Origin of the sequence: Photobacterium andalusiense (genome assembly GCF_900185625.1) — a bacterium.
Classification (GTDB): Bacteria; Pseudomonadota; Gammaproteobacteria; order Enterobacterales; family Vibrionaceae; genus Photobacterium; species Photobacterium aquimaris.
Map to the genome: position 1 here is coordinate 423,656 of NZ_FYAJ01000001.1, position 22,804 is coordinate 446,459.

18 protein-coding genes are annotated in these 22,804 nt (G+C 38.7%); 10 read left to right on the forward strand and 8 right to left on the reverse strand.

Going from position 1 to position 22,804, the window contains the following annotated elements:
* Window positions 1-2: 2 nt before the first annotated feature.
* The 3 genes from PAND9192_RS01975 to tyrR all read left to right on the forward strand — a co-directional run bounded on the left by PAND9192_RS01975 (window position 3) and on the right by tyrR (window position 4,289).
* A complete protein-coding gene (locus tag PAND9192_RS01975) occupies window positions 3-1,400 on the forward strand; it encodes a YcjX family GTP-binding protein (RefSeq protein WP_087852323.1) in 1,398 nt (465 codons plus the stop codon).
* Window positions 1,397-2,428 (forward strand): YcjF family protein, encoded by a 1,032-nt coding sequence (locus tag PAND9192_RS01980; RefSeq protein ID WP_087852324.1) that lies wholly within the window; start codon window positions 1,397-1,399, stop codon window positions 2,426-2,428. Before PAND9192_RS01975 ends, PAND9192_RS01980 begins: the two co-directional genes overlap by 4 nt.
* A 322-nt stretch (window positions 2,429-2,750) precedes the next feature.
* On the forward strand, window positions 2,751-4,289 hold the full coding sequence (tyrR, locus tag PAND9192_RS01985) for a transcriptional regulator TyrR (protein WP_087852325.1): 1,539 nt from the start codon (window positions 2,751-2,753) through the stop codon (window positions 4,287-4,289).
* Window positions 4,290-4,366: 77 nt separating this feature from the next.
* On the opposite strand, the gene PAND9192_RS01990 is transcribed toward tyrR, so the two are convergent.
* On the reverse strand, window positions 4,367-4,861 hold the full coding sequence (locus PAND9192_RS01990) for a methylated-DNA--[protein]-cysteine S-methyltransferase (RefSeq protein ID WP_065189930.1): 495 nt from the start codon (window positions 4,859-4,861) through the stop codon (window positions 4,367-4,369).
* A gap of 163 nt (window positions 4,862-5,024) precedes the next feature.
* On the opposite strand from PAND9192_RS01990, the gene rimJ reads away from it, so the two are divergent.
* Window positions 5,025-5,609, forward strand: coding sequence for a ribosomal protein S5-alanine N-acetyltransferase (gene rimJ, locus PAND9192_RS01995; protein ID WP_087852326.1), 585 nt, complete (start codon window positions 5,025-5,027; stop codon window positions 5,607-5,609).
* 96 nt (window positions 5,610-5,705) lie between these two features.
* On the opposite strand, the gene pyk is transcribed toward rimJ, so the two are convergent.
* Window positions 5,706-7,151 carry a pyruvate kinase gene (pyk, locus tag PAND9192_RS02000; protein WP_087852327.1) on the reverse strand — a complete coding sequence of 482 codons (1,446 nt, stop codon included), beginning with the start codon at window positions 7,149-7,151 and terminating at the stop codon, window positions 5,706-5,708.
* A gap of 186 nt (window positions 7,152-7,337) precedes the next feature.
* The gene (locus tag PAND9192_RS02005) at window positions 7,338-8,195 is read right to left on the reverse strand and encodes a MurR/RpiR family transcriptional regulator (protein WP_087852878.1); all 858 of its coding nucleotides are present in this window, start codon (window positions 8,193-8,195) and stop codon (window positions 7,338-7,340) included.
* Between the two features lie 341 nt (window positions 8,196-8,536).
* On the opposite strand from PAND9192_RS02005, the gene PAND9192_RS02010 reads away from it, so the two are divergent.
* From PAND9192_RS02010 to fabV, 4 genes are all read left to right on the forward strand, one after another.
* Window positions 8,537-9,361 carry an SDR family oxidoreductase gene (locus PAND9192_RS02010; RefSeq protein ID WP_087852328.1) on the forward strand — a complete coding sequence of 275 codons (825 nt, stop codon included), beginning with the start codon at window positions 8,537-8,539 and terminating at the stop codon, window positions 9,359-9,361.
* 730 nt (window positions 9,362-10,091) lie between these two features.
* Entirely contained in the window at window positions 10,092-10,742 is a 651-nt protein-coding gene (psrA, locus tag PAND9192_RS02015) for a TetR family transcriptional repressor PsrA (RefSeq protein ID WP_087852329.1), read from the forward strand.
* Between the two features lie 58 nt (window positions 10,743-10,800).
* Window positions 10,801-13,077 (forward strand): acyl-CoA dehydrogenase, encoded by a 2,277-nt coding sequence (locus PAND9192_RS02020; protein WP_087852330.1) that lies wholly within the window; start codon window positions 10,801-10,803, stop codon window positions 13,075-13,077.
* Between the two features lie 189 nt (window positions 13,078-13,266).
* Window positions 13,267-14,469, forward strand: coding sequence for an enoyl-ACP reductase FabV (fabV, locus tag PAND9192_RS02025; RefSeq protein WP_087852331.1), 1,203 nt, complete (start codon window positions 13,267-13,269; stop codon window positions 14,467-14,469).
* A 110-nt stretch (window positions 14,470-14,579) separates the two neighbouring features.
* On the opposite strand, the gene PAND9192_RS02030 is transcribed toward fabV, so the two are convergent.
* The 5 genes from PAND9192_RS02030 to PAND9192_RS02050 all read right to left on the reverse strand — a co-directional run bounded on the left by PAND9192_RS02030 (window position 14,580) and on the right by PAND9192_RS02050 (window position 20,195).
* On the reverse strand, window positions 14,580-15,923 hold the full coding sequence (locus PAND9192_RS02030) for an ATP-binding protein (RefSeq protein ID WP_087852332.1): 1,344 nt from the start codon (window positions 15,921-15,923) through the stop codon (window positions 14,580-14,582).
* A complete protein-coding gene (locus PAND9192_RS02035) occupies window positions 15,920-16,594 on the reverse strand; it encodes a response regulator (RefSeq protein WP_065166235.1) in 675 nt (224 codons plus the stop codon). Before PAND9192_RS02035 ends, PAND9192_RS02030 begins: the two co-directional genes overlap by 4 nt.
* 267 nt (window positions 16,595-16,861) lie before the next feature.
* Window positions 16,862-18,544: an aspartate:alanine antiporter gene (locus PAND9192_RS02040; protein WP_060996575.1), complete on the reverse strand. Its 1,683-nt coding sequence runs from the start codon at window positions 18,542-18,544 to the stop codon at window positions 16,862-16,864.
* Window positions 18,545-18,804: 260 nt separating this feature from the next.
* Window positions 18,805-19,068: a GrxA family glutaredoxin gene (locus tag PAND9192_RS02045; RefSeq protein ID WP_036795265.1), complete on the reverse strand. Its 264-nt coding sequence runs from the start codon at window positions 19,066-19,068 to the stop codon at window positions 18,805-18,807.
* A gap of 176 nt (window positions 19,069-19,244) precedes the next feature.
* Entirely contained in the window at window positions 19,245-20,195 is a 951-nt protein-coding gene (locus tag PAND9192_RS02050) for a porin (RefSeq protein WP_087852333.1), read from the reverse strand.
* A gap of 322 nt (window positions 20,196-20,517) precedes the next feature.
* Between PAND9192_RS02050 and PAND9192_RS02055 the strand changes: the two genes are divergently transcribed.
* Together PAND9192_RS02055 and PAND9192_RS02060 are read left to right on the forward strand one after the other, a co-directional pair.
* The gene (locus tag PAND9192_RS02055) at window positions 20,518-21,687 is read left to right on the forward strand and encodes an iron-containing alcohol dehydrogenase (RefSeq protein WP_087852334.1); all 1,170 of its coding nucleotides are present in this window, start codon (window positions 20,518-20,520) and stop codon (window positions 21,685-21,687) included.
* 506 nt (window positions 21,688-22,193) lie between these two features.
* Window positions 22,194-22,784 carry an acetate uptake transporter gene (locus PAND9192_RS02060; RefSeq protein ID WP_087852335.1) on the forward strand — a complete coding sequence of 197 codons (591 nt, stop codon included), beginning with the start codon at window positions 22,194-22,196 and terminating at the stop codon, window positions 22,782-22,784.
* Window positions 22,785-22,804 lie beyond the last annotated feature (20 nt).

Genomic DNA, 22,804 nt, shown 5'->3' on the forward strand with positions numbered 1-22,804 from the left:
TAATGAATCGAATGAGTAATGAAGTGAATAAATGGGTTAACCGCAGCCTTGATCGCCACGTGCGTCTTGCGGTAACAGGTTTATCTCGCGCAGGAAAAACGGCCTTTATTACGTCACTGATCAATCAATTGTTACATGTAAGTACTAACCCTCGTTTACCCATGTTTTCAGCAGTACGGGAAGGGTATTTATTAGGCTCTAAAAGAGTACCTCAGCTGGATATGCATGTGCCAAAGTTTGGTTTTGATGACGGCATGAATGCATTGTTATCATCGCCACCAACGTGGCCTCAGCCAACCAGTGATGTTAGCCAAACTCGACTTGCATTGCGTTTTAAACCACAAAAAGGGCCACTTAAATTATTTCAAGATACTGCTACTTTATATCTCGATATTATTGATTACCCAGGTGAGTGGCTATTAGATTTGCCTCTGCTTGATCTTGATTTTATTAGCTGGTCAAAGCAACAAGCACAAGCATTAAAAGGTCAACGGTTAGCATTAGCACAATCATGGTTAGCTATGGGTGAGCAATTTGATCCTTTTGCTCCTGCTGATGAAACCTTGATTGAAGCGATTGCCGTCGCTTTTACGGATTATTTACACCAATGTAAAGCTGAAGGTGGTTTACATTGGGTGCAACCAGGGAGATTTGTGTTACCAGGAGAATTAGCTGGTGCGCCAGTATTACAGTTTTTCCCGATGGTATGGACCAATAAATATACTGAGCAACAATTAGCCACAGCGACAGATGACAGTAATTTTGGCATGCTTAAACAACGCTATAAGTATTACCAGCAGCATGTTGTAAAGGCTTTTTACGATGATCACTTTTCTAAGTTTGATCGTCAAATTGTATTAGTCGATTGCCTACAGCCGTTAAATGCAGGTTATGAATCATTTAATGATATGCGCCAAGCGTTAGATCAATTGATGCAAAGCTTTAAATATGGTCGTAGTTCTATGTTACGGCGCCTATTTTCGCCACGCATTGATAAGGTGTTGTTTGCAGCAACAAAAGCTGACCATATTACCCCAGAACAGCATTCAAACTTGGTAGGGTTATTGCAACAACTAGTGAATGAAGCGTGGCAAACGGCATCGTTTGAAGGTATTGCTATGGATTGTGTCAGTTTGGCTTCTATTCAGGCGAGTGAACCAGGGTTTGTCAGTCACCAAGGTCAACAGGTTCCAGCTTTACGCGGTACTGATATAGCGGGCAATGCGCAGACATTTTTTCCAGGAGAGGTACCTAAACGGTTACCGAATCAAGAGTTCTGGAATGAAAATGGATTTGATTTTATTAATTTACGGCCATTACCACAGCAAAGTGACGAGCCTTTACCGCATATTCGAATGGATAAAGCGTTGGAATATCTATTGGGAGATAAATTGCAATGACAGAACCATTAAAAGCAAAAATGGTATTTGATGAAATAGATCAGCCGTTAAGTCAGCAACAGCCTGATCTGACGGCAAAAATGAATTTTGAACAGCAGAGTGCGTTTTTGCCTGACACTGTTGAAGTCGCAGAAGTTGAGACAGAGCAAGCGCTAGATCATATTTTAGCTGCCAAACCTAAACGTCGTTATCGTTGGTTTAAAGGGGTGTTAGTGGCAGGTGCCGCTATGGTTGGTTGGCAGACGGTTGATCATGTAACAACAGCTTATCAAACCGGTAATTGGTTATCATTAGGCTGGAGTGCGATTGTTGCCGGTATTGCGGTGGCAGGTATTGGTGCGCTTGGGCGTGAATTGATTAATTTACGTCGCTTAAAACAGCGTCAAAATGAACGCGACCAAGCCCAGCAATTATTGGCCGCCGATGGGATTGGATCGGGTAAAGCATTTTGCGTGAAATTAGCAAAACTAAGCCAAATTCCAGCCGATAATCATGGCTATGATCGTTGGTTACATGCCTTGGCTGCCACTCATAACGATCGAGAAGTATTAGCTCTTTATGATCAAATGGTAGTGAGCCAACAAGATAAGTTAGCACGAAAGTTAGTTGCGAAATATTCCAGTGAAGCTGCTTTAATGGTGGCTTTGAGTCCTTTAGCTGTTGCCGACATGTTGCTGGTGGCATGGCGAAATTTTCGTTTGATTGAGCAAATTTCAGCAGTGTATGGCATCGAGCTTAGTTATTGGTCGCGAATTAAATTAGTAAAATTAGTACTTACTAATATGGCATTTGCAGGTGCGTCTGAAGTGGTTGCTGATTTAGGCATGGATATGCTTTCAATGGATCTTGCCGGAAGAATGTCAACCCGTGTAGCACAAGGTGTTGGTGTTGGGTTAATGACAGGGCGCTTAGGCCTTAAAGCGATTAACCTTATGCGTCCATTGCCATGGATGGAAGGTGAACAGCCAAAATTAAGTGAAATTCGTCGTGATTTATTAAGCCAATTAGGCAATAAGAATAAAAGCTAATAGCAGCATAAATGCGACAAATAAAGACAAAAAAAAGAGAACTCAGGTTCTCTTTTTTTTATTTAGCATAGTGGTTTTTGTATTTAATCTACGCAGATGCGATCTCGTGGCTTGACTCATTAAAGGGTTAGTCGCACACTGACACAACTGTCAGGAATAGTTGACAGTGCTTATTTATATATGGTTTTCGTTATGTGGATTAAGCCTCTCAAAAATAAAGCTTAACACTATGATTATTATTAGTATTAATAGATCTTTTGTTCGAATAGATAGCTGTAATTAATCAAATACACATAAGATGAATAACAAGAAGGTGTAAACAATGAGATTACAGGTTTTTTGCGAAGATAGAGTCGGGATGACCCGTGAATTATTAGATATTTTAACCAGTCAAGAGATTGATCTACGTGGTATTGAAATTGATCGAATTGGTATTATTTATTTAAATTGTCCTGAAGTAGAATTTGAACAGTTTAGCCAACTAATGTCACAAATCCGTCAGTTAGATGGCGTGACAGATGTGCGTAAAATTCAATTTATGCCCAGCGAGCGTGAGCATACTGAATTATCTGCGCTATTGCAGACCTTACCCGATCCTTTCTTTACCATTAATTTAAATGGCAAAGTTGATTTTGCTAACCAAGCAGCAGAGCAATTAATGGGTCATCGCAGTGAAGATTTATTCAGTGAAAATATTCAGACTTTGCTCGGATTTAATTTTAGTCGTTGGCTGGATAAAAATCAGGCTCAAAAACACAGTGAGATAGTGGTTATTGCTGGGCTTGATTATCAAATGGATATCATGCCAGTCTATGTCAGTGATGAAGCGCCTGAACCTGTACTTGCCAGTGCGCTAATCTTATTGAAATCACTGTCTGAGGCTAAAATGCCGATTGTTATGCGCACTATAAATGGTGATAGTGGCTTTGAACATTTGATCGGTCATTCATCGCGATTTAAGCATTTATTAGCCCAAGCCAAGAAATTAGCGTTATTAGATGCACCGTTGCTTATACAAGGTGAAACGGGAACGGGTAAAGAAATGTTAGCGCGTGCTTGCCATCAGCGCTCGATACATCGAGATAAACCTTTTCTTGTGGTTAACTGTATTTCTATGCCAGATAATGCTGCAGAAACCGAGCTTTTTGGTTGTGTAGAGAGTGCCAATGAACCTGCTAAAAAAGGTATTTTTGAACAAGCTGCCGGCGGTACGGTCTTTTTGTATGAAATTGGCGAAATGTCAAAGCACTTACAGATTAAATTATTACGTTTTCTTCAAGACGGCACTTTCCGTCGCGTGGGTGAAGAGGCTGAAATAAAAGTTTCAGTACGTGTTATTTGTTCTACTCAGAAAAAATTACCAGAACTGGTTGCTGAGGGTGAGTTTAGAGAAGATCTGTATTATCGACTCAATGTACTTGCGTTAGTTGTGCCACCATTACGTGAGCGTGCTGCTGATATTGTGCCATTAGCAGAGTTATTCTTGGCACAATTTGCACAAGAGTTACATCAACCTAAACCAATGTTATCTGAAGAATTAGCCTTAGCGCTAAAGCAATATGCTTGGCCTGGAAATATTCGCCAATTACGTAATGTATTGTTTCGTGCCATGACACAAGTAGAAGGCGCTGAGATGACATGTGCTGATGTACAGCTACCTGAAAATGAGTCAAGTACTGTTATTAGTGAAGAGACATTAACAGGATCGTTGGATGAGATTATGAAACGTTATGAGTCAGGGATCTTATCTAATTTGTATCAGAGTTATCCATCAACGCGTAAATTGGCGAAACGATTAGGGGTCTCTCATACTGCGGTGGCAAATAAATTGCGCGAGTATGGCCTTAGTAAGCGAAATTAAGAGTTAAAAATAAAAGAGATAGTGGTAAGCACTATCTCCTTATTTTAATAATAAGCGATCAAGCTTATTGATGTGAATTAGATATTCTGATGAGCTTCAAGCAAAATAGTATCGCCAGACTCTAAAGCTAATAGTAATGCAACAATGTCTTCACCATAACGATAACCACATAATGAGTTATGACTATTTAAGACGCGGTGACAAGGGATAATAATTGGAATAGGGTTAACATTCTTTGCCATTCCAATAGCTTGAGTAGCTTTAGTATTACCAATGTTTTCAGCTATTTGTTCATAAGTGACTGTTTCACCATAAGGAACATCGGCAATAGCATGCCAAATTTGCTGTTGAAAGATAGTGCCTTGGGGAGCGAGAGGAAAGGTAAACTTTTGCCGAGAGCCGGTGAGGTATTCTTTGAGTTGCTTAATGAAAGGGGCCATAAATTCTGGGTTATGTTGCCATATTTCATTCGGACTATAGCTGGGACTGGTAATAGATAACTGTCGCAGACCTTGATGATCGGCTAACAACATAATGTTTCCCAGTTCTGTTTCAATACAATCGTAATACATCAATAACTCACTAAAGGCGTAATAATTAATAACATTGACTGATAAATAGTAACAGACAACGGCATGCTAATATATCGAATACTGAATGTGGCTTGCTTTCATTATCATGTAAACTCACAAAATGTGCGTTATATCAATTAACATTGTCATGCTGAGGTAATACTTGTTTCATTCAATTATACATCGCTCATCAACTATTGTACTTGATGATATAAAAGTTCGCTTGATTGAAGCGCGAGATGCAGAACAAATTAGTGCATATTATCAGCGTAATCGTCATTTTCTAGCCCCTTGGGAGCCATTACGACATGAGGCTTTCTTTAGTTTAGTTGGGTGGCAACAACGACTGCAACAAATTGCGACGCTACATCGCCATGAAATGGCTTTCTATTTTGTTATAGAGCACCGCACAACTGGCGATATTATTGGAGTAATAAACTTTAGTAACTTAGTTAAGTCACCATTTTATGCCTGTCATGTTGGCTATTCTTTAGATCAAGAATATCAAGGACAAGCTGTGATGCGTCGTGCGTTAACGGCGGTATGTGAATGGATGTTTGTTGATAAACATTTTCACCGTATTATAGCAGCCTATATGCCTCATAATAATAAGAGTGGTCGTGTATTAACAGCTGTAGGGTTTGAGAAAGAAGGTCTGGCGAAAGACTATTTATTGATTAATGGTCAATGGCAAGATCACGTGTTAACGTCATTGATTAATCCCAACTGGTCATTACCAATAAGTTAAATAGATTTTTAGGTATAAAAAAGCTGAGAGTTAGCTTTTGTTATATAAGCACTCTCAGCTGTTATGTTAGCTCACTCTTAGTACCATTATAATTTTCTAATCAACGGTTAAGATACGCATATTGTTGGTTGAGCCAATAGTATCCATTTTATCACCTTGAGTAATAATGGTGAGATCTCCAGCCTGTACATAACCTGCATCTTTTAGTACAGCAAGAGCATGTTTTGCAGCATCTAATCCCGCATCGCTATCACGGTCAAAAAATACCGGCGTGACCCCACGGAATAAAGCAGCACGATTAAGGGTGGTTTTATTACGTGAAAGTGCAAAAATAGGCAAGCCTGATGAAATACGCGACATCAGACGAGGTGTTCGGCCTGATTCTGTCATTACCACTATCGCTTTAACCCCGATCATATGGTTAGCAGCATACATGGTTGCCATGGCAATGGTTTCTTCAGGAGTTGAAAATTTACGATCTAAGCGATGGTTAGAGACATTGATACTTGGCTCTTTTTCCGCGCCTAGACAAACACTGGCCATGATAGTGACGGTTTCAACGGGGAAATCACCAGCGGCGGTTTCTGCGGATAACATTACCGCATCGGTACCATCTAAAACCGCATTAGCCACATCCATTACTTCAGCACGTGTTGGCATCGGGCTAGTGATCATCGATTCCATCATTTGAGTGGCAGTGATCACTGTTCGATCTAAGCTACGTGCACGGCGAATCAGTTTTTTCTGTACTCCAACTAATTCAGGATCACCAATTTCAACCCCTAAGTCACCACGAGCAACCATTACCACGTCGGAAGCCAGAATGATATCGTCCATGGCTTCCGTGGTTGCCACTGTTTCTGCGCGTTCTACTTTAGCGACTAATTTTGCCGTAAGTCCTGCTTCCGTTGCTAGTCGGCGTGCATAGTGCATGTCTTCACCATTGCGAGGAAAAGAGATGGCAAGATAATCAACGCCCATGGCAGCAGCAGTAATGATGTCAGCTTTATCTTTGTCGGTTAATGCGGCAGCGGATAGTCCGCCACCTTTTTTATTAATGCCTTTATTATTTGATAAAGGGCCAGCAACGGTAACAACGGTATGCACTTTGTTACCAGCGACTTCGGTCACTTGCAGTTGTACACGGCCATCATCAAGTAACAACACATCACCGCTAATAACATCATTAGGTAATTCTTTATAATCAAGTCCAACCGCATCTTGATGACCTTCACCTTTAGGTAAATCACTATCAAGAGTGAACTTATCGCCAATGTTGAGTTGAATTTTACCGTCTTTAAAGGTAGATACGCGAATTTTAGGCCCTTGAAGATCACCTAAAATAGCGACATGTTTACCTAAGCGTGCCGCGATTTCACGAACTTGTTGTGTTCTAAGAATATGATCTTCAGCGCTACCATGTGAAAAATTCATACGCACAACGTTAGCGCCAGCTGCAATAATTTTTTCTAGATTATTGTCACGATCTGTTGCTGGGCCAAGGGTGGTAACAATTTTGGTACGTCTTAGTCGTTCAGACATTGTAAGCTCCATAGAAAGGTCAATAGGTTCATTAATCAATATCAATCAATGCATAATATTTGATATCGAGTTAATAAAACCTCAGCGTGATGACTACTCAGTAAATGTGATTAATAACAAAGAAAATAAATTTGAGCATATCATTTGTTATGATAGCGAAGCCGAAACTTCGCTTAATGTCAGTCGTTATAAAGAATAACGTTCTTTAGAAAATCGTGAGTCTTTGAGTGAATCTTTTACACGTTTTAAATTATCACGAAAACTGGATCCTCGGCGTAAGGTAAACCCTGTTGCTAATACATCAATGACTGTCATTTGTACGACACGGCTTGCCATTGGCATATAAATATCAGTGTCTTCAGGAACATCAAGACAAATTGATAGCGAGCATTCTCGCTCTAGTGGTGAGTGTTTAGCGGTAATACCTATCACTGTCGCACCGTTCTCTCGCGCCATTTGGGCTATTTCAACCAAACTTTTAGTGCGTCCAGTATGTGAAATGACGACAACAACATCGCCATCGGAACAATTGATCACACTCATACGTTGCATCACAATATCGTCAAAACAAACAATCGGGATATTGAAACGGAAGAATTTATTTTGTGCATCATGGGCAACAGACGCTGAAGCGCCTAGACCAAAGAAAGAGATCTTTTTCGCTTGGGTAAGTAAATCAACGGCGCGATTAATTTGCATCGGATCAAGGCTATTTTTAGCAACATCTAAGCAAGCCATGGTGGATTCAAATATTTTTGCGGTATAAGCATCAGGACCGTCATTTTCTTCAACGTTACGATTTACATAAGGAGTGCCGTTTGCCAAACTTTGCGCTAAATGTAACTTAAAGTCAGGGAAACCTTTAGTATCAAGGCGACGACAAAAACGGTTAACAGTTGGCTCACTGACATCTGCCATTTTGGCTAATGTGGCGATACTTGAATGAATCGCTATTTGTGGTGAGGCAATAATAACTTCTGCTACTTTTCGTTCAGATTTACTGAAGTGTTCTAAGTTATTTTGTATTTTTTCTATGGTGTTCATAGTCATTATGCACTTCGTTATTAAATTTCATTTGTAGCATTCTTGTCATCAAGTTGCCCATATATTGAAACTATACTACTTAACTCTTAACATAACCTAGTGATTGACGGTCTTTTTCAGGGTGTTTTTATTAGATTTTGATCGAGATCGACTTTTTATTTTCAGAATTGAAACTTATAAAACAAATATGTTGGAATTTATTATTCTATTTTTCTAACTATCAGTATTTATTCTAAAAATAAGGATTTATTTCGAACTGTAAAATAAATTAGGAGTGTTTAATTTTATAATGTGATGAAAAATCCTGAATGCAATTAGTGATAGGTAAATAAGGAGTATCAATGAAAGTAAGTATTTGTGGCTGTGGATGGCTCGGATTACCGTTAGCATTATCATTAAAATCTCAAGCGATTGAAGTTTGGGGCTCAAAAACAACCTTAACGGGCGTCGAGGCATTAAAACAGCAGGGAATCAAAGGGTGCTTATTAACATTGCCTATTAGTGGGGAAGTTAATGCCGCCATTAATCAATTTCTAGCAACTGATGTATTAATAATAGCAATTCCACCTGGGCGCAAGAATCTTAATCCACAAGCTCATATTGAAAATATCATGTCATTATCGATAGCTGCCCAGAGAGCGGGTTGTCAGCGAATTATTTTTATCAGTACGACTTCAGTGTACGACCCATTACAAGGCGAAGTTGTTGAAGTAACGCCAGTTAGACCAAATACCGCCTCAGGAATATTACATTATCAATTAGAACAACAGTTACGCCAACATTGGCAGCATAATTTAACTGTATTACGGCTAGCGGGTTTGTTTGGTCCATCGCGGCACCCAGTAAAGTTTTTATCAGGACGTCAATTGAGTGCAGCTAAACAGCCGGTTAATCTGGTTCACTTAGATGATTGCATTCAAGTTATCTCGGCAATTATTCAGCAGGCAGTATCGATGCCAATCATGCACCTTGCTGCAAGCTCTCATCCTAGTCGTGAGCAATATTATACGGCAATGGCTCTGAAAGCTCAGTTACCACCACCTGATTTCAATCAAGATAATGACGGGGTGAATGGTAAAAAAATAAATTCAAATCAAACGCTTAGTTATCTTGGTATAACGATGAAATATGATGATTTATTACAAGGTATGCCAGAACTAGAATAAGAAGAATAAAAAAACAGGCAAAAAAAAGCGCTGAAATAAACATTTCAGCGCAAATAAAAAATACAATAAGGAGTTAAAGTAGTAGCAATTTAAATTACAGGTCTGTTTGACGGCCAGAAAAACAAAATACCTACCTATAATTTCAATTCTTATATAGTCAGACTGCCTATTAATAATAAAGTTCAGTTAAATTGAAAAAAAAGATATTTATTTTAGATAATTTTTTTGCTGTAGTTTTAGGCAAAAAAAATCCCGCTGAAAATAGTCAGCGGGAAGGAGATTATCCAAAAAAATACAATTAGGATTTAAAGCAGTAGTGAATTAAACATTTAATAAAAAGTGATTACCGTTGAGTAAAAAACAATTTATCAAATTGAATACATAAGTAAGAGTTGTTATTGCGAAGAAAGTTCAAAAAAAAATGCGATTATTTGAAATTATTATTTTTATTGATTAATTATGTTGTAAATAAAGGAAACCCATCAACAAATGTTTGTTGATGGGCGGTGAAGTAAAAACTTCTAAAAAAAGCAGTGGTGTATATATGACACGCATTTGTATCATTAGTTCCCTTTTATTATAGATATCGAATGAACTTACTCTTTATTGTTGATTTTAATGATTTTTCTTTTAATACAATATTTTAAATGACAATTCGTGATGTAGCGCAATTGTTAATCTCAGTGTGGTTGTGTAATATTTAAACAAGCGTTTAAATTGGATGAATAATATGTCACAGCCAAAAACGACTAAACATCGCATACTGGATGCTGCTGAAGTGCTATTTGCTGAACGTGGTTTTAAAGAAACCTCTTTACGCGCCATTACTACAGCAGCTGATGCCAACCTTGCTTCTGTAAATTATCACTATGGAGATAAAAAAGGGCTTATTCGCGCGGTATTAGGGCGCTACCTTGATCAATTTATTCCAGAATTTAAACAAGAATTACTATCACTACATCAGCGTGATGAATTTGATATGAATGATGTGTTTTTATGTACCAAGCAGCCATTACTGCGATTAAATAGTTTTAAAAATAATGGCACCACGATATTTATGTCACTAATTGGTCATGGTTATACGGATGTTCAAGGGCATTTACGGTGGTTTATAACGACATATTATGATGATGTTATTCAATTATTTGTGACTGCCGTTCGACGTGCTTACCCTTGTTTAGATCCTGAAACATTATTTTGGCGACTACATTTTACCCTTGGAGCATCGGTGTTTACGGTAGTTTCAAGTACAGCACTATTTGCTATTGCGGCTAATGACTTTTCTAGCCGAATTAAGACCGAAGATTTAATTAATCGTTTAGTCCCTTACCTTGCCGCGGGGGTTACCGCTCCAATAGCACTGAATAAGGAGCTTCTGTAAACAACATTTTCTAATTCATCACTGCTATTTATCATTGAATCACAAAAGGATATGCATTATGAGCTCGTTATCAAGCATGCGTAAACGTTATTTAAGTGATCCTGCTTTTAAACTGTTCAAGAAAGTATTACCACCACTCTCAAACACAGAGAAACAAGCTATGGAAGCTGGCAGTGTATGGTGGGATGGCGAGTTATTTAGTGGTGAACCTCAGTGGCAAACGCTACTTAATTACCCAAAACCAATTCTGAGTGATGAAGAGCAACACTTTATTGATACAAAACTGCAAACATTACTATCAATGCTCAATGATTATCAAATCGTTCAACAACAAAAAGATTTACCCGCTGAAGTTTGGCAATACTTACGCCGTGAAAAGTTCTTTGCACTTATTATTGGTAAACAATATGGCGGGCTTGATTTTTCAGCACATGCTAATTCTACTATTGTGGCTCAAATAGCAACGCGAAGTTTAAGTGCAGCAGTATGTGTGATGGTTCCTAATTCGTTAGGTCCAGGTGAATTACTGACCCATTATGGTACACAACAGCAAAAAGATTACTGGTTGCCACGATTAGCAGATGGTGTTGATATTCCATGTTTTGCATTAACAGGGCCAAATGCAGGTTCAGATGCAGGCGCGATCCCAGATGAAGGTATTGTGTGTTATGGCGAACATGAAGGTCAGCAGGTGCTAGGGTTAAAGTTAACCTGGAATAAGCGTTATATTACCCTAGCACCTGTGGCAACTGTGCTTGGGTTAGCGTTTAAAATGAAAGATCCACAGCGATTACTTGGCGATAAAATTGATCTTGGTATTACCTGCGCCTTGATTCCAACGAACCATGCTGGGGTTGAAATCGGTGCACGTCATGATCCATTAAATATGGCATTTATGAATGGGCCAACATGCGGGAATAATGTTTTTATTCCGTTAGATTGGATAATTGGTGGTCAGGATTATGCCGGTACAGGCTGGCGAATGCTGGTGGAGTGCTTATCAGCAGGGCGAGGGATCTCATTACCTGCATTAGGAACTGCTATTGGTCATTTAGCAGCTAAAACAACCGGAGCTTATGCGGTTGTACGTAAGCAATTTGGAATGCCAATCGGTAATTTCGAAGGTGTAGCACAAGCATTAGGCCGGATTGGTGGTTTTACTTATATGCTAGAAGCGGCGCGAACATTGACCACGACTGGATTAGATTCCGGGCAAACACCCGCCATTGTGACCGCGATTGCTAAATATCATATGACAGAGATGTCACGAATAGTACTGAATGATGCAATGGATGTTCATGCTGGGCGTGGTATTCAGCTTGGACCTATGAATTATTTGGGTCATCATTATTTTGGTATTCCCGTTGCAATAACTGTTGAAGGTGCCAATATCCTGACCCGTAATTTAATGATTTTTGGTCAGGGTGCGACCCGGTGTCATCCTTATGTACTGGATGAAATGGCCGCTGCTGCTAACCCTGATGAGCAGCAAGCTAAAAAAGACTTTGATGAATTATTGATAAAACATATTGGTTTTGCTGCCGGAAATATAACTAAATCATTGCTAAATGCCGTTAGTGGTAGCTATTTTAATCGTACCCCTGTAAACGATGAAACCAGTTATTATTATCGTCATTTATCGCGAATGTCAAAAGCACTTGCTGTGTGTGCTGACGTATCAATGTTGAGTTTAGGTGGGGAGTTAAAACGTCGTGAATTGTTATCTGCACGCTTAGGTGATGTGTTAAGCCATTTATATTTAGCGTCAGCAGTATTAAAACGGTTTGAGGACGATGGTCGCCAGCAGCAAGATTTATCCATGGTTCATTATTCATTACAGTATTGTTTGCACCAATGTGGTATCGCGTTTGAAGGCGTATTTAGTAACTTTCCACGCAGAGGTGTTGGTCGAACATTACGTTTACTCACTTTTCCTCTTGGGATTCATTATTCAGCACCAACCGATGATATAAGTATCAGTATTGCAGCGTTACTGATGACTCCTAGTGTCCATCGAGACCGATTAACGCATTTGTGTTACGTCGGAACCAAAGATGATGATCCGGTTGCAATCATGGAACGCGCATTTATTGCTTTGAATGAGATCAAACCTTTAGAGCGTAAATTGATGCAGGCGACACGTAATGGTGAGATCCCACGCAAAGCTTCATTGATTGAAAAGTTGCAGTTAGCGTTGGATGCGGGAGTGATCACAGAAGATGACCGCCAAAAGATAGAGAATGCAGAGAAGCTAAGACAAAAAGCGATTCAAGTTGATCATTTTTGTGCTGACCATTTTAAACAAGTAAGCTTGCAACCAGGGAAGGCAGCTTAGGGTTACTTAGCCAATGAAATATAAACCTGGAATCTCCCGTGTGCCACGTAAATACGTGGCACTTTTTTTGACCAAAAATTGGCATAACACCTCCAACCACTGTGATTTTTGTTCATTTATGGCATAAATTTAATGCGTATCTGCCATTAACCTTTTATCCTATTCACAATTATGTAAGGGAAGTTGAAAATGATCATCAAACCTAAAACTCGTGGATTTATTTGTACAACAACGCACCCAGTTGGTTGTGAAGATAACGTAAAGCAGCAAATTGCTTACACTAAAGCACAAGGCCCAATTGCTAATGCACCAAAGCGTGTATTAGTGGTTGGCTCGTCTAGTGGTTACGGTCTGTCATCACGCATTGCAGCAGCATTCGGTGGCGGCGCAGCGACAATTGGTGTTTTCTTTGAAAAGCCAGGTACAGAGAAAAAACCAGGTACTGCAGGTTGGTATAACTCAGCAGCATTTGACAAGTTTGCTAAAGCTGAAGGTCTTTACTCAAAAAGTCTAAATGGTGACGCTTTCTCTAACGAAGCCAAACAAAAAACAATTGATTTGATTAAGCAAGATCTTGGTCAGATTGATATGGTTATTTACTCATTGGCATCACCAGTGCGTAAATTGCCACAGACAGGTGAAGTTGTTCGTTCATGCCTAAAACCAATGGGTGAAACGTATACAACAACGGCTGTTGATACTAATAAAAACGTATTGATTGAAACCAGTATTGAGCCAGCAACAGAGCAAGAAGTTGCTGATACTGTTACCGTTATGGGTGGCGAAGACTGGGAGCTATGGATTAATGCATTAGCAGATGCTGGTGTCTTAGCTGACGGTTGTAAGACTGTTGCTTATAGCTACATCGGTACTGAGCTAACATGGCCTATTTACTGGCATGGTGCATTAGGTCAAGCAAAAATGGACCTAGATCGCGCAGCGAAAGAGCTAAACACTAAGTTAAGTGCGACAGGTGGTTCTGCCAATGTTGCAGTGCTAAAGAGTGTTGTGACGCAAGCAAGCTCTGCTATTCCGGTTATGCCATTGTACATTGCGATGGTGTTCAAGAAGATGCGTGAAGAAGGCGTACATGAAGGCTGCATGGAGCAGATTCTACGTATGTTTAGCCAACGCCTGTATAAAGAAGATGGTACAGCAGCTGACGTTGATGCTGAGAATCGTTTACGTTTAGATGACTGGGAATTGCGTGAAGACATTCAACAGCATTGTCGTGATCTATGGTCAAAAGTAACCAACGATAACTTGTATGATGTTGCTGATTACCAACAATACAAAGATGAGTTCTTAAAGCTATTTGGCTTTGGTATTGATGGTATTGACTACGATGCGGATGTAAATCCTGTTGTTGATTTTGATGTAGAAGATATCTAATCGCATTGAAAGATTAATATTTTACAAAACCGCCATCATGGCGGTTTTTTTATATCTCTAAAAAAAGTAGCCAGCGATATACGCTAGCTACTTTATTGTATTATCAAAGCTTAGCTCTTAGGCAGTTTAATAATAAATGCTGCGCCTTCAAGTTCTGAATCTTCGACATTAATTTTGCCTTGATAGCTATCAATAATTTCATTACAAACAGATAAACCAATACCTTGACCTGGGTTGAGTTGATCTGCGCGTACACCGCGTTGAAAAATAGCTTCACGTAACTCAGGTTTTACTCCCGGGCCGTCATCTTCAATCATAATGGTAAAATCGTCATTAGTTTCAATAACTGATAATTTCACTTGGCTAATACAAAAACGGAAACTGTTTTCAAGCATATTGCCAAACAATTCCATTAAGTCATCTTTATTGAGAGGTAATTTTAAGTCGTCATTAAAGTGATAATGTAATGTTGCATGTTTATCAGCATAGATTTTACTTAGCATACGATCGAGGCTAGTAATGATCGGTTTGAGCTCAACGTTGCTTTTTTGTAACCCTTGCTGGCCTACCATTGCCCGTTTGAGTTGGTATTGTACCAAATCATCCATTTGACTAATTTGTTCCATAATGCGTTGATTTAGTTCTCGACGATCTAAACTTGCATCATCAAGTAGGGCATTTGTTGCTGCTAAACGAGTTTTTAAGCTATGAGCAAGATCATCCATCGCATGCCGATAACGACCTTGTTGGTCATGACTAATACGGCTTAATCGGTTTACCGCCATGGTAACCTCTTGCAGTTCCATTGGATAATTATCATCCAGTTTTTCTCGTTTAGCTTCTGCCATTTGATCAAGCTGGAAGGCTAATTTTCGTAATGGCTGGAATCCCCAATGAAAGGCTGCAATAAGAAATGCCACGGCAATTAAAACAAACAGCCCTAAGTAGAAAGCTGTACGTTTATGTAATTGAGCAAGGGAGTGTTCGTAAGCATCGGCTGAACGTAGTACAACTAATTGATAGATAGTACCATTTTCTTTATTACGACTAAGGTTATAAGCAATATAGCCTTGATGATTTTTCATCGTAATAAGAGTCGGAGTCGATATGTTTTCTGGTAAATAACGGCAAACATCGCGTAATTTTTCTGCCGATGCTTTATTTGAAACCCAAGTTGTTTTGTCACTTTGATCACAAACAACGGCAATATAATCGGTGTCTGAGGGATCGAGAGAATCAATCCATTTGTCGACATCTTTAATTAATCCAGCCCGATTAAGTTGTGCCACAACCATCGGCATTTGTGCAACAAGTTCCGATGAATATGATGCCATATAACTTTGAGAATAAAGTTTATTAATAACTGCAGCGAGGGCTGATGTAACCAGTGCAATAATTGCAACTGAAGTGATCAACACCCGCTGTCTTAATCGAGGTTGGAAAAATCGACTCATTGGGCATTGAGTTCAAAAATATACCCTTGACCACGAATGGTTGATATAGGGTTATTTTGTCCAGTTTTGGTGAATTTTTTCCGTAAGCGACTGATCATTACTTCAATTGTATTAGGATCGCCTTCTTGATCTTCATAAAGTACATCAAGTAAACGTTGCTTAGAGACAACTTGACGACTGTGTCGCATTAAATACTCTAATAAATCGTATTCAAATGCGGTTAGTTCTAATAATTCTTCGCAAATATAAACTTGCTTAGCTAATAAATCGACGCGAATATCACCCGCTGTCATTTCTGGCTTTACAAAACCGGCACTACGACGAACAAGTGCACTTAAACGTGCAACCATTTCTTCTTTTTGAAACGGTTTTACTAAATAATCATCAGCACCTGCTTCTAGCCCTGTGACTTTATCTTGCCAATTTGAACGTGCAGTTAGGATCATTATTGGTAAACGAAGTCCCTTTTTACGCATGTCTTTAATTAAGCTGATGCCATCTCTATCAGGTAAACCAATATCAACAATAGCAATATCATTAGGATAGTTTTGTGCGAAAAACAGTCCTTCTTCAGCAGTGTTGGCACACTGAACTTGATTTCCTAATTCGCTGAGTTGCGATTTAAGGTGATGGCTAAGGATGGCATCGTCTTCGACAATAAGAATACGCATAGATTGGGCACCAGAGATAACGAATGGTATTTATGAGCAATGGTAAAGTATCTAATAATAAAGCGCATTAGTTATTGTTACCATAATTCCATGTTTGAATATGTAAACCAGCGGGAAATTGGATGATAAAATCAAATGATTGCATTGCTAGTTACATTTTTACGCTAATAACCAGTGTAGAGTGTCAGGCTGAATAGGGGCTGACTCATTAATAAATTAATGAGTTAACCCACTATAAAGATAGGATAAATATTAACTTGAATAGTGCTATTGGAAAATAAAGATCAAGGTACCAGCGATGGTTAGAAGTACGTTAGCAATTGCATAAGTACCAGCATAACCTAGTGCAGGGATCGTACTACGCGCATGCTCATTGATCATATCCATTGCAGGAGCGCAAGTACGCGCACCAATGATTGCGCCAAATAATAATGCTCTATTCATTTTTAGTACATAAGCACCAAAAAGGTAGGCTAATACCACAGGAATAACACTGACCATTAAACTGGTAACAAATACCGTTAAACCAATATGCGCAATAGAAGCAAACAGATTAGAACCTGCGCTTAAACCAATTCCGACCATGAATACCATCAGGCCTAAATCTTTAGCCATGTTGAGGGCACCTTGGGGAACATAACCAAAAGTAGGGTGGTTAGCACGTAAGAAACCAAGGGTAATACCGGCAATCAATAAACCAGCGGCACTGCCTAAGCCAAATGCAATGTGGCCAAACTTCATGGTGATTAAACCCATTAATAGGCCGATGATAAAGAAGCAACAGAACGCAAGTAAATCAGCTATTTGACTATGAATAGAGATAAAACCAATGCGTTCAGCAAGCCCTAACACACGACTTTTTTCACCGCTGACTTGTAAGATATCACCTTTATTCAATAGAATATTATGATCCATTGGCATTTCAATTTGCGCACGTACAACACGGTTAAGGAAACAACCATATTCAGATAAATTTAATTCTGATAAACGCTTACCTGCAATACCGTCGTTTTTAACTACAATTTCTTCTTCTACAATGCGTAGATCGAGTAAATCACGATCAAAAACTTCTTTACCATTACGAAAGCTAGGATCAAGACGAGCATGGCTATCTGGGTAGCCCACTAATGCTATCTCATCACCTTCTTGCAAAATGGCATCACCATCAGGGTTAGCTAAAATACCATTACGTCGTACACGTTCAATATAACAACCTGTTTGACGGTAAATACCCAGTTCACGTAAATTGCGGCCATCAATCCAATTAATCAATTCAGGACCTGCACGGTAAGCACGAATGATCGGCAAATATACTTTACGTTGTGCGACTTCACCAATACCACGCTCACGTGCTATTTGCTGCGACGACTCGGCAAGGTTTTGCTTTTGTAATTTAGGCATCAGTTTAGCGAGGAAAATTAAGCTGACTAAACCAACAAGATAAGACATTGCATAGCCAACGCTTAAACTTTCGCTTAATTGCTTAATCATCGCAGGATCGGTAATACCTGCAAGACCATTGTTCAGTGCGTCTTTTGCACCTACAAGTACTGGCGTTGCGGTTAATGAACCCGCCATCAAGCCCGTTGCTAAACCGATATCCATGTGTAAATAACGTGCCATGGTCATGGTGATAGCAATGGATGACAGTAAAACGACTAATGCTAATAGCAAATAGTGCTTACCATCGCGAAAGAAGATACCAAAGAAGTTTGGCCCAGCCTCTATACCAACACAAAAAATAAACAGCATAAAGCCAATATTGAGTGCATCAGTATCAAACGTAAAACCCGCATTACCAAATAATAAAGCAGTCAGTAGAACGCCAATGGAGTTACCTAGTGTCATCTTGGCAAAGCGAATCTTACCAATACTTAAACCAACAGCAAGGACTACAAAGAGTAATAAAATATCATTTTGGTGTAGAAGTGCGGCTACATCAATGTTCACGACGGATTTCCGAAATAATGGAAAGATAAAAGTGGCATAAAGTCTAGCCGATTTTGGGAAGAGGTTATAGTTTATATTATAAATAAATAGCGAAAATATATCTTCTAAAGGAACTTGTTGAGATAAATTGTCTTTTTAATAGCAGCGAGGTTCTTAAAGGGGGATCATACGTTAAAAAATGGTGTTTTAATTATCAAAAATAATCGTGACAGATAAAAAAGGCTGACAATGTCAGCCTTTTTGTTAATCAGTCTCAATGCTTACTTAAAAAGAAGGTTATGTTCTTTTGCATAAGCTTCAAATTCAGTGCAACCACCAATATGGTCTTGATCAACAAAAATTTGAGGCACAGTTTCAACTGGCTTACCTACAGTCTTTTCTAAATCAGCTTTACTGATACCTTCGGCATGGATATCAACGTAGCGGAAGTTAAAATCGTCACGCTCTTCTTTAATTTTTTCTGCTAGTTCTTTTGCACGAACACAAAAAGGGCAACCTGGACGACCAAAAATAACAACGAACATAAATTTCTCCTGCATAATTTACAGTTACTATAGCGTGACTGTAGCAATAGCGGAAGAGGGTTTTTTCTGTTAAACCAATAGATAAAAACGATATTGTTTAGGTATGCGTTAATTGTACCCAAAAAATAAAAGCCAGAAATATTATCTGGCTTAGTCGTAAAACTGAATGGATACCTTTAAAAGTCGTAACGAATACCTGCCTGTAATTCATCATCTTTGGCGTCAAGTTGTTGGAATTTATAACCGATGTAAGTACGTAGACTTTTGTTGAATTTATAGAGGCCTTCTAAAGCAAAATAGTCAACTTCATCTGTGGTGATATTGTTGGTTTCTGATTGCTGAAAATTGTAAACGCCTCGTGCGGTAAATTGGTTAAATGTATACGCTGCTGCCAACTCATAACCATTTAAGTCAGCATCACCATGTTTGCCATTAGCGTATGTTGCTCCTGCATAGATATTGTCGAGTTGATAACTTATTGCGAGGTTAAATTGGTTGGCATCTATATCGACTCCATCATTACCATTAACATAGCCTGCACCTAAATTTAATCCAAAAGGAAAGCTATATTGGGCAGTAATACCGACACTGTTACTGTCTTTGGTGTCACTGTTATTTTCTGCAATATAGTTAGCTGCAATGGCAAGATTATTAAACTCACCGACATATAAAAAATTATTTTCGCGTTTGTCTTTATTACCATCAACCAGATCAACAGCATCACCACCAAAGGTTGATAAAATATCAGTAAAATCAGTGATCATCACTTGAGCTGAATCTTGTTTACCATATGAAAATGCACCAAATTGTGAGTCTAATCCAGCATAAAGGTAACGAGTGGTGACAGTGCTATCTTTATTGTCTGAAATTTCCGCTTCATATTTACCAAAAGCAGTGAGTTGTTGATTAATTGCAGACTTTCCTTTTAAAGCGAGTCGAGCACGGCTTTTATCTTTAAATTCATTACTGTCGTTATTAATACCTTTATTTTGTTTTGAGATATTAAAACGTGCTTCTGCTCTACCACCAACGTCAATCACAGTGTCATTATTATCATACACCGTTGCTGCGGTTGCTGTTGTTGATAAGCTGGTAAAGATAGCGGCTACCACTGCTGCTTGTTTCATGGTTCATTCCTCGTTAAATCATTTATATGGCTTCATTGCCGTTGAACTTTATGCAGCCTACCGATGCGTTATTACGCTTCTATTACGGTTAAAAGTCACTTTTACGACATTTGTTTGTTAGTAACGTATTACTGCTATTGTGAGTGAGGATTGATCTTAACGGTGTAGTTATTGAAACAAGCAAAAAATTGTTTGCAATCAATATTTGGTTAACTTATCTGATTGAATCTAGTTACGTACAATTAACAATAATGGCTAATGACAATTGTCAGAGTTGATACTTTTATTTAATTGACGTGATTTAGGGTGAGGTAAATAGCCTATGTTTCAGTTTATGACTTCAACACGGATTATCTTTGGTGAAGGTGCTTTGCATGATTCTTTATCGTTACTGAATCAATTTGGTTACAGTGCATTATTAGTCACAGGTCAGGATCCGCAGCGTTCACAGCAACTTGAGCAATATTTTAAACAGCAGAATATGCGCTATCAACGATTAGTCATTAAAGGTGAGCCATTAATTGCGATGATAGAGGAATTAGCTGCAATGGGACGTACTTTTTGTCCTGATATGGTCATCGGTATTGGGGGGGGGAGTGTGCTTGATGTCGCGAAATCATTGGCGGCATTAATTCCTAATCAAGGCAGTGTCTATGATTATGTCGATGTTGTAGGGCGTAATGTACCGTTGCAAGTTAAATCGTTGCCATTTATTGCTATTCCGACAACAGCAGGTACTGGAGCTGAAGTGAGCAAAAGTGCGGTGTTACAATCGGCACAGGAACAAGTGAAAGTTAATTTAAGTAATGTTGAACTTTTCCCTGACTTAGCAATTATTGATCCGACGTTAACTTATGGAATGGACAGCGTTTTGTCTGGGTGCTGCGCAATGGATGCGTTTACCCATCTGATGGAAGCGTATGTGTGTGGTGAGCCAAATCCATTAACAGATATGATTTGTGAGGAAGGGCTAAAGCGCATTTCGATGTCAATATTAGCGGCGTGTCGAGATGACCATTATTTATCAAGAAGTGATATGGCTTTTGCTGCAATGTTAGGCGGTATGGCACGTTCAAATGCGAAACTAGGTGCGGCTCATGGGCTAGCATCATCATTAAGTGGACGTTTGAATGCTCCACATGGATTGATTACTGCGCGGTTAGCCCCTTATGTAATGGCTGAAAATATATCTGTTGCCATCGAGTTAGGGCGTAGTGATGTGTTAGCCCGTTATCAAAAATTGGCAGTAATATTGACCATGAATAGTGATGCTAATATTGAGGATAGTGTGCAATGGGTAGACAGCATATTAACAAAATTACAGCTGCCACTATTATCAAAGTATGGATTGTGCAGTACCACGTTTGAAGAGGTTGCTGAAGATGCATTACGTACCAGTGCGATAAAAGGCAATCCATTACCGTTAAATCAACAGCGACTGATTACTATTTTAGAGCAAGTTTGTCATCAATGTTGTGATTATCAACATTGATGATTTGGCATGAAATAATAACTACAACGATATATCGAAATTGGGATTGTATTGAATTTTACTCGTTCTATATAAAAAAGTGACTTAGGTCGCTTTTTTTTATCGTTATATTTGTGAAAAATCGATATTTTTAGGCTTTTTTTTAATACTCCCAATTAAGTGATAAAATAAGTCGTTATATTTATTTTTGTGTGTTGTTTATTTAAAATTATTAACTTAATTAAATTCATTTATAATCAATTAGTTATGTGTATTTTTTGCAAGCGTATGGTGTGAGTGTAACTGCTTTTAATGTTTTTAATAATTACTAACAAATTTTGGCTTTTAGTATCATAAAGGTTCTTTACATATTTTATGCTTTAATGGTGTTTTTTGATTTAGATGCTGTTTTTAATGATATAGGCATTGATCTGTGTCGCTGCTTCAATTAGAATTCGCGGCGCATAAATATGCGAACACATTTTGAAGTTTTATCACTTTTGTTGAAAATCCTGTAGGGGAAGAAGATGTCTACAAAACTTGCAAATCCAGCACCATTAGGACTAATGGGCTTTGGTATGACGACTGTTTTATTAAATATCCATAATGCTGGCTTTTTCCCTCTAGATTCTATGATTCTAGCGATGGGTATTTTCTATGGTGGTTTAGGGCAAGTTATTGTTGGCATGATGTGCTTTAAGCGTGGTGACACCTTTGGTACAACGGCATTTACTTCTTATGGCTTATTTTGGCTAACGTTAGTCGGCTTAATCGTACTGCCTAAATTTGGGTTTGCTGCAAGTCCTGCACCATTTATGGCATGGTATCTATTATTATGGGGTGTGTTTACAGCCTTCATGTTTATCGGTTCTTTACGTTACCCGCCAGCTAAGCAAGTTATTTTTGGCTCTTTAACGATTTTATTCTTCTTACTGGCTGCTCGAGACTTTACTGGTAGCGAAACTATTGGTTTTATTGCCGGCATTGAAGGTATTTTCTGTGGTTTGAGCGCGATTTATTTTGCAATGGCACAAGTGTTAAATGCTGAATATGGCCGTGTTATCTTACCTGTTGGCATCGCACCTAAAGATCGCGAGTTACAACAAGTTACAGCATAATATTTTATAGTTTAATAAAT

What these genes read in the sequence shown, in the direction of transcription:
- PAND9192_RS01980 (WP_087852324.1), top strand. Translation starts at nt 1,397, where the DNA reads ATGACAGAACCATTAAAAGCAAAAATGGTATTTGATGAAATAGATCAG.
- tyrR (WP_087852325.1), top strand. Translation starts at nt 2,751, where the DNA reads ATGAGATTACAGGTTTTTTGCGAAGATAGAGTCGGGATGACCCGTGAA.
- PAND9192_RS01975 (WP_087852323.1), top strand. Translation starts at nt 3, where the DNA reads ATGAATCGAATGAGTAATGAAGTGAATAAATGGGTTAACCGCAGCCTT.
- fabV (WP_087852331.1), top strand. Translation starts at nt 13,267, where the DNA reads ATGATCATCAAACCTAAAACTCGTGGATTTATTTGTACAACAACGCAC.
- PAND9192_RS02060 (WP_087852335.1), top strand. Translation starts at nt 22,194, where the DNA reads ATGTCTACAAAACTTGCAAATCCAGCACCATTAGGACTAATGGGCTTT.
- PAND9192_RS02050 (WP_087852333.1), bottom strand. Translation starts at nt 20,195, where the DNA reads ATGAAACAAGCAGCAGTGGTAGCCGCTATCTTTACCAGCTTATCAACA.
- PAND9192_RS02055 (WP_087852334.1), top strand. Translation starts at nt 20,518, where the DNA reads ATGTTTCAGTTTATGACTTCAACACGGATTATCTTTGGTGAAGGTGCT.
- PAND9192_RS02005 (WP_087852878.1), bottom strand. Translation starts at nt 8,195, where the DNA reads ATGAACACCATAGAAAAAATACAAAATAACTTAGAACACTTCAGTAAA.
- PAND9192_RS02010 (WP_087852328.1), top strand. Translation starts at nt 8,537, where the DNA reads ATGAAAGTAAGTATTTGTGGCTGTGGATGGCTCGGATTACCGTTAGCA.
- psrA (WP_087852329.1), top strand. Translation starts at nt 10,092, where the DNA reads ATGTCACAGCCAAAAACGACTAAACATCGCATACTGGATGCTGCTGAA.
- PAND9192_RS02045 (WP_036795265.1), bottom strand. Translation starts at nt 19,068, where the DNA reads ATGTTCGTTGTTATTTTTGGTCGTCCAGGTTGCCCTTTTTGTGTTCGT.
- PAND9192_RS02020 (WP_087852330.1), top strand. Translation starts at nt 10,801, where the DNA reads ATGAGCTCGTTATCAAGCATGCGTAAACGTTATTTAAGTGATCCTGCT.
- PAND9192_RS01990 (WP_065189930.1), bottom strand. Translation starts at nt 4,861, where the DNA reads ATGTATTACGATTGTATTGAAACAGAACTGGGAAACATTATGTTGTTA.
- PAND9192_RS02035 (WP_065166235.1), bottom strand. Translation starts at nt 16,594, where the DNA reads ATGCGTATTCTTATTGTCGAAGACGATGCCATCCTTAGCCATCACCTT.
- PAND9192_RS02030 (WP_087852332.1), bottom strand. Translation starts at nt 15,923, where the DNA reads ATGAGTCGATTTTTCCAACCTCGATTAAGACAGCGGGTGTTGATCACT.
- pyk (WP_087852327.1), bottom strand. Translation starts at nt 7,151, where the DNA reads ATGTCTGAACGACTAAGACGTACCAAAATTGTTACCACCCTTGGCCCA.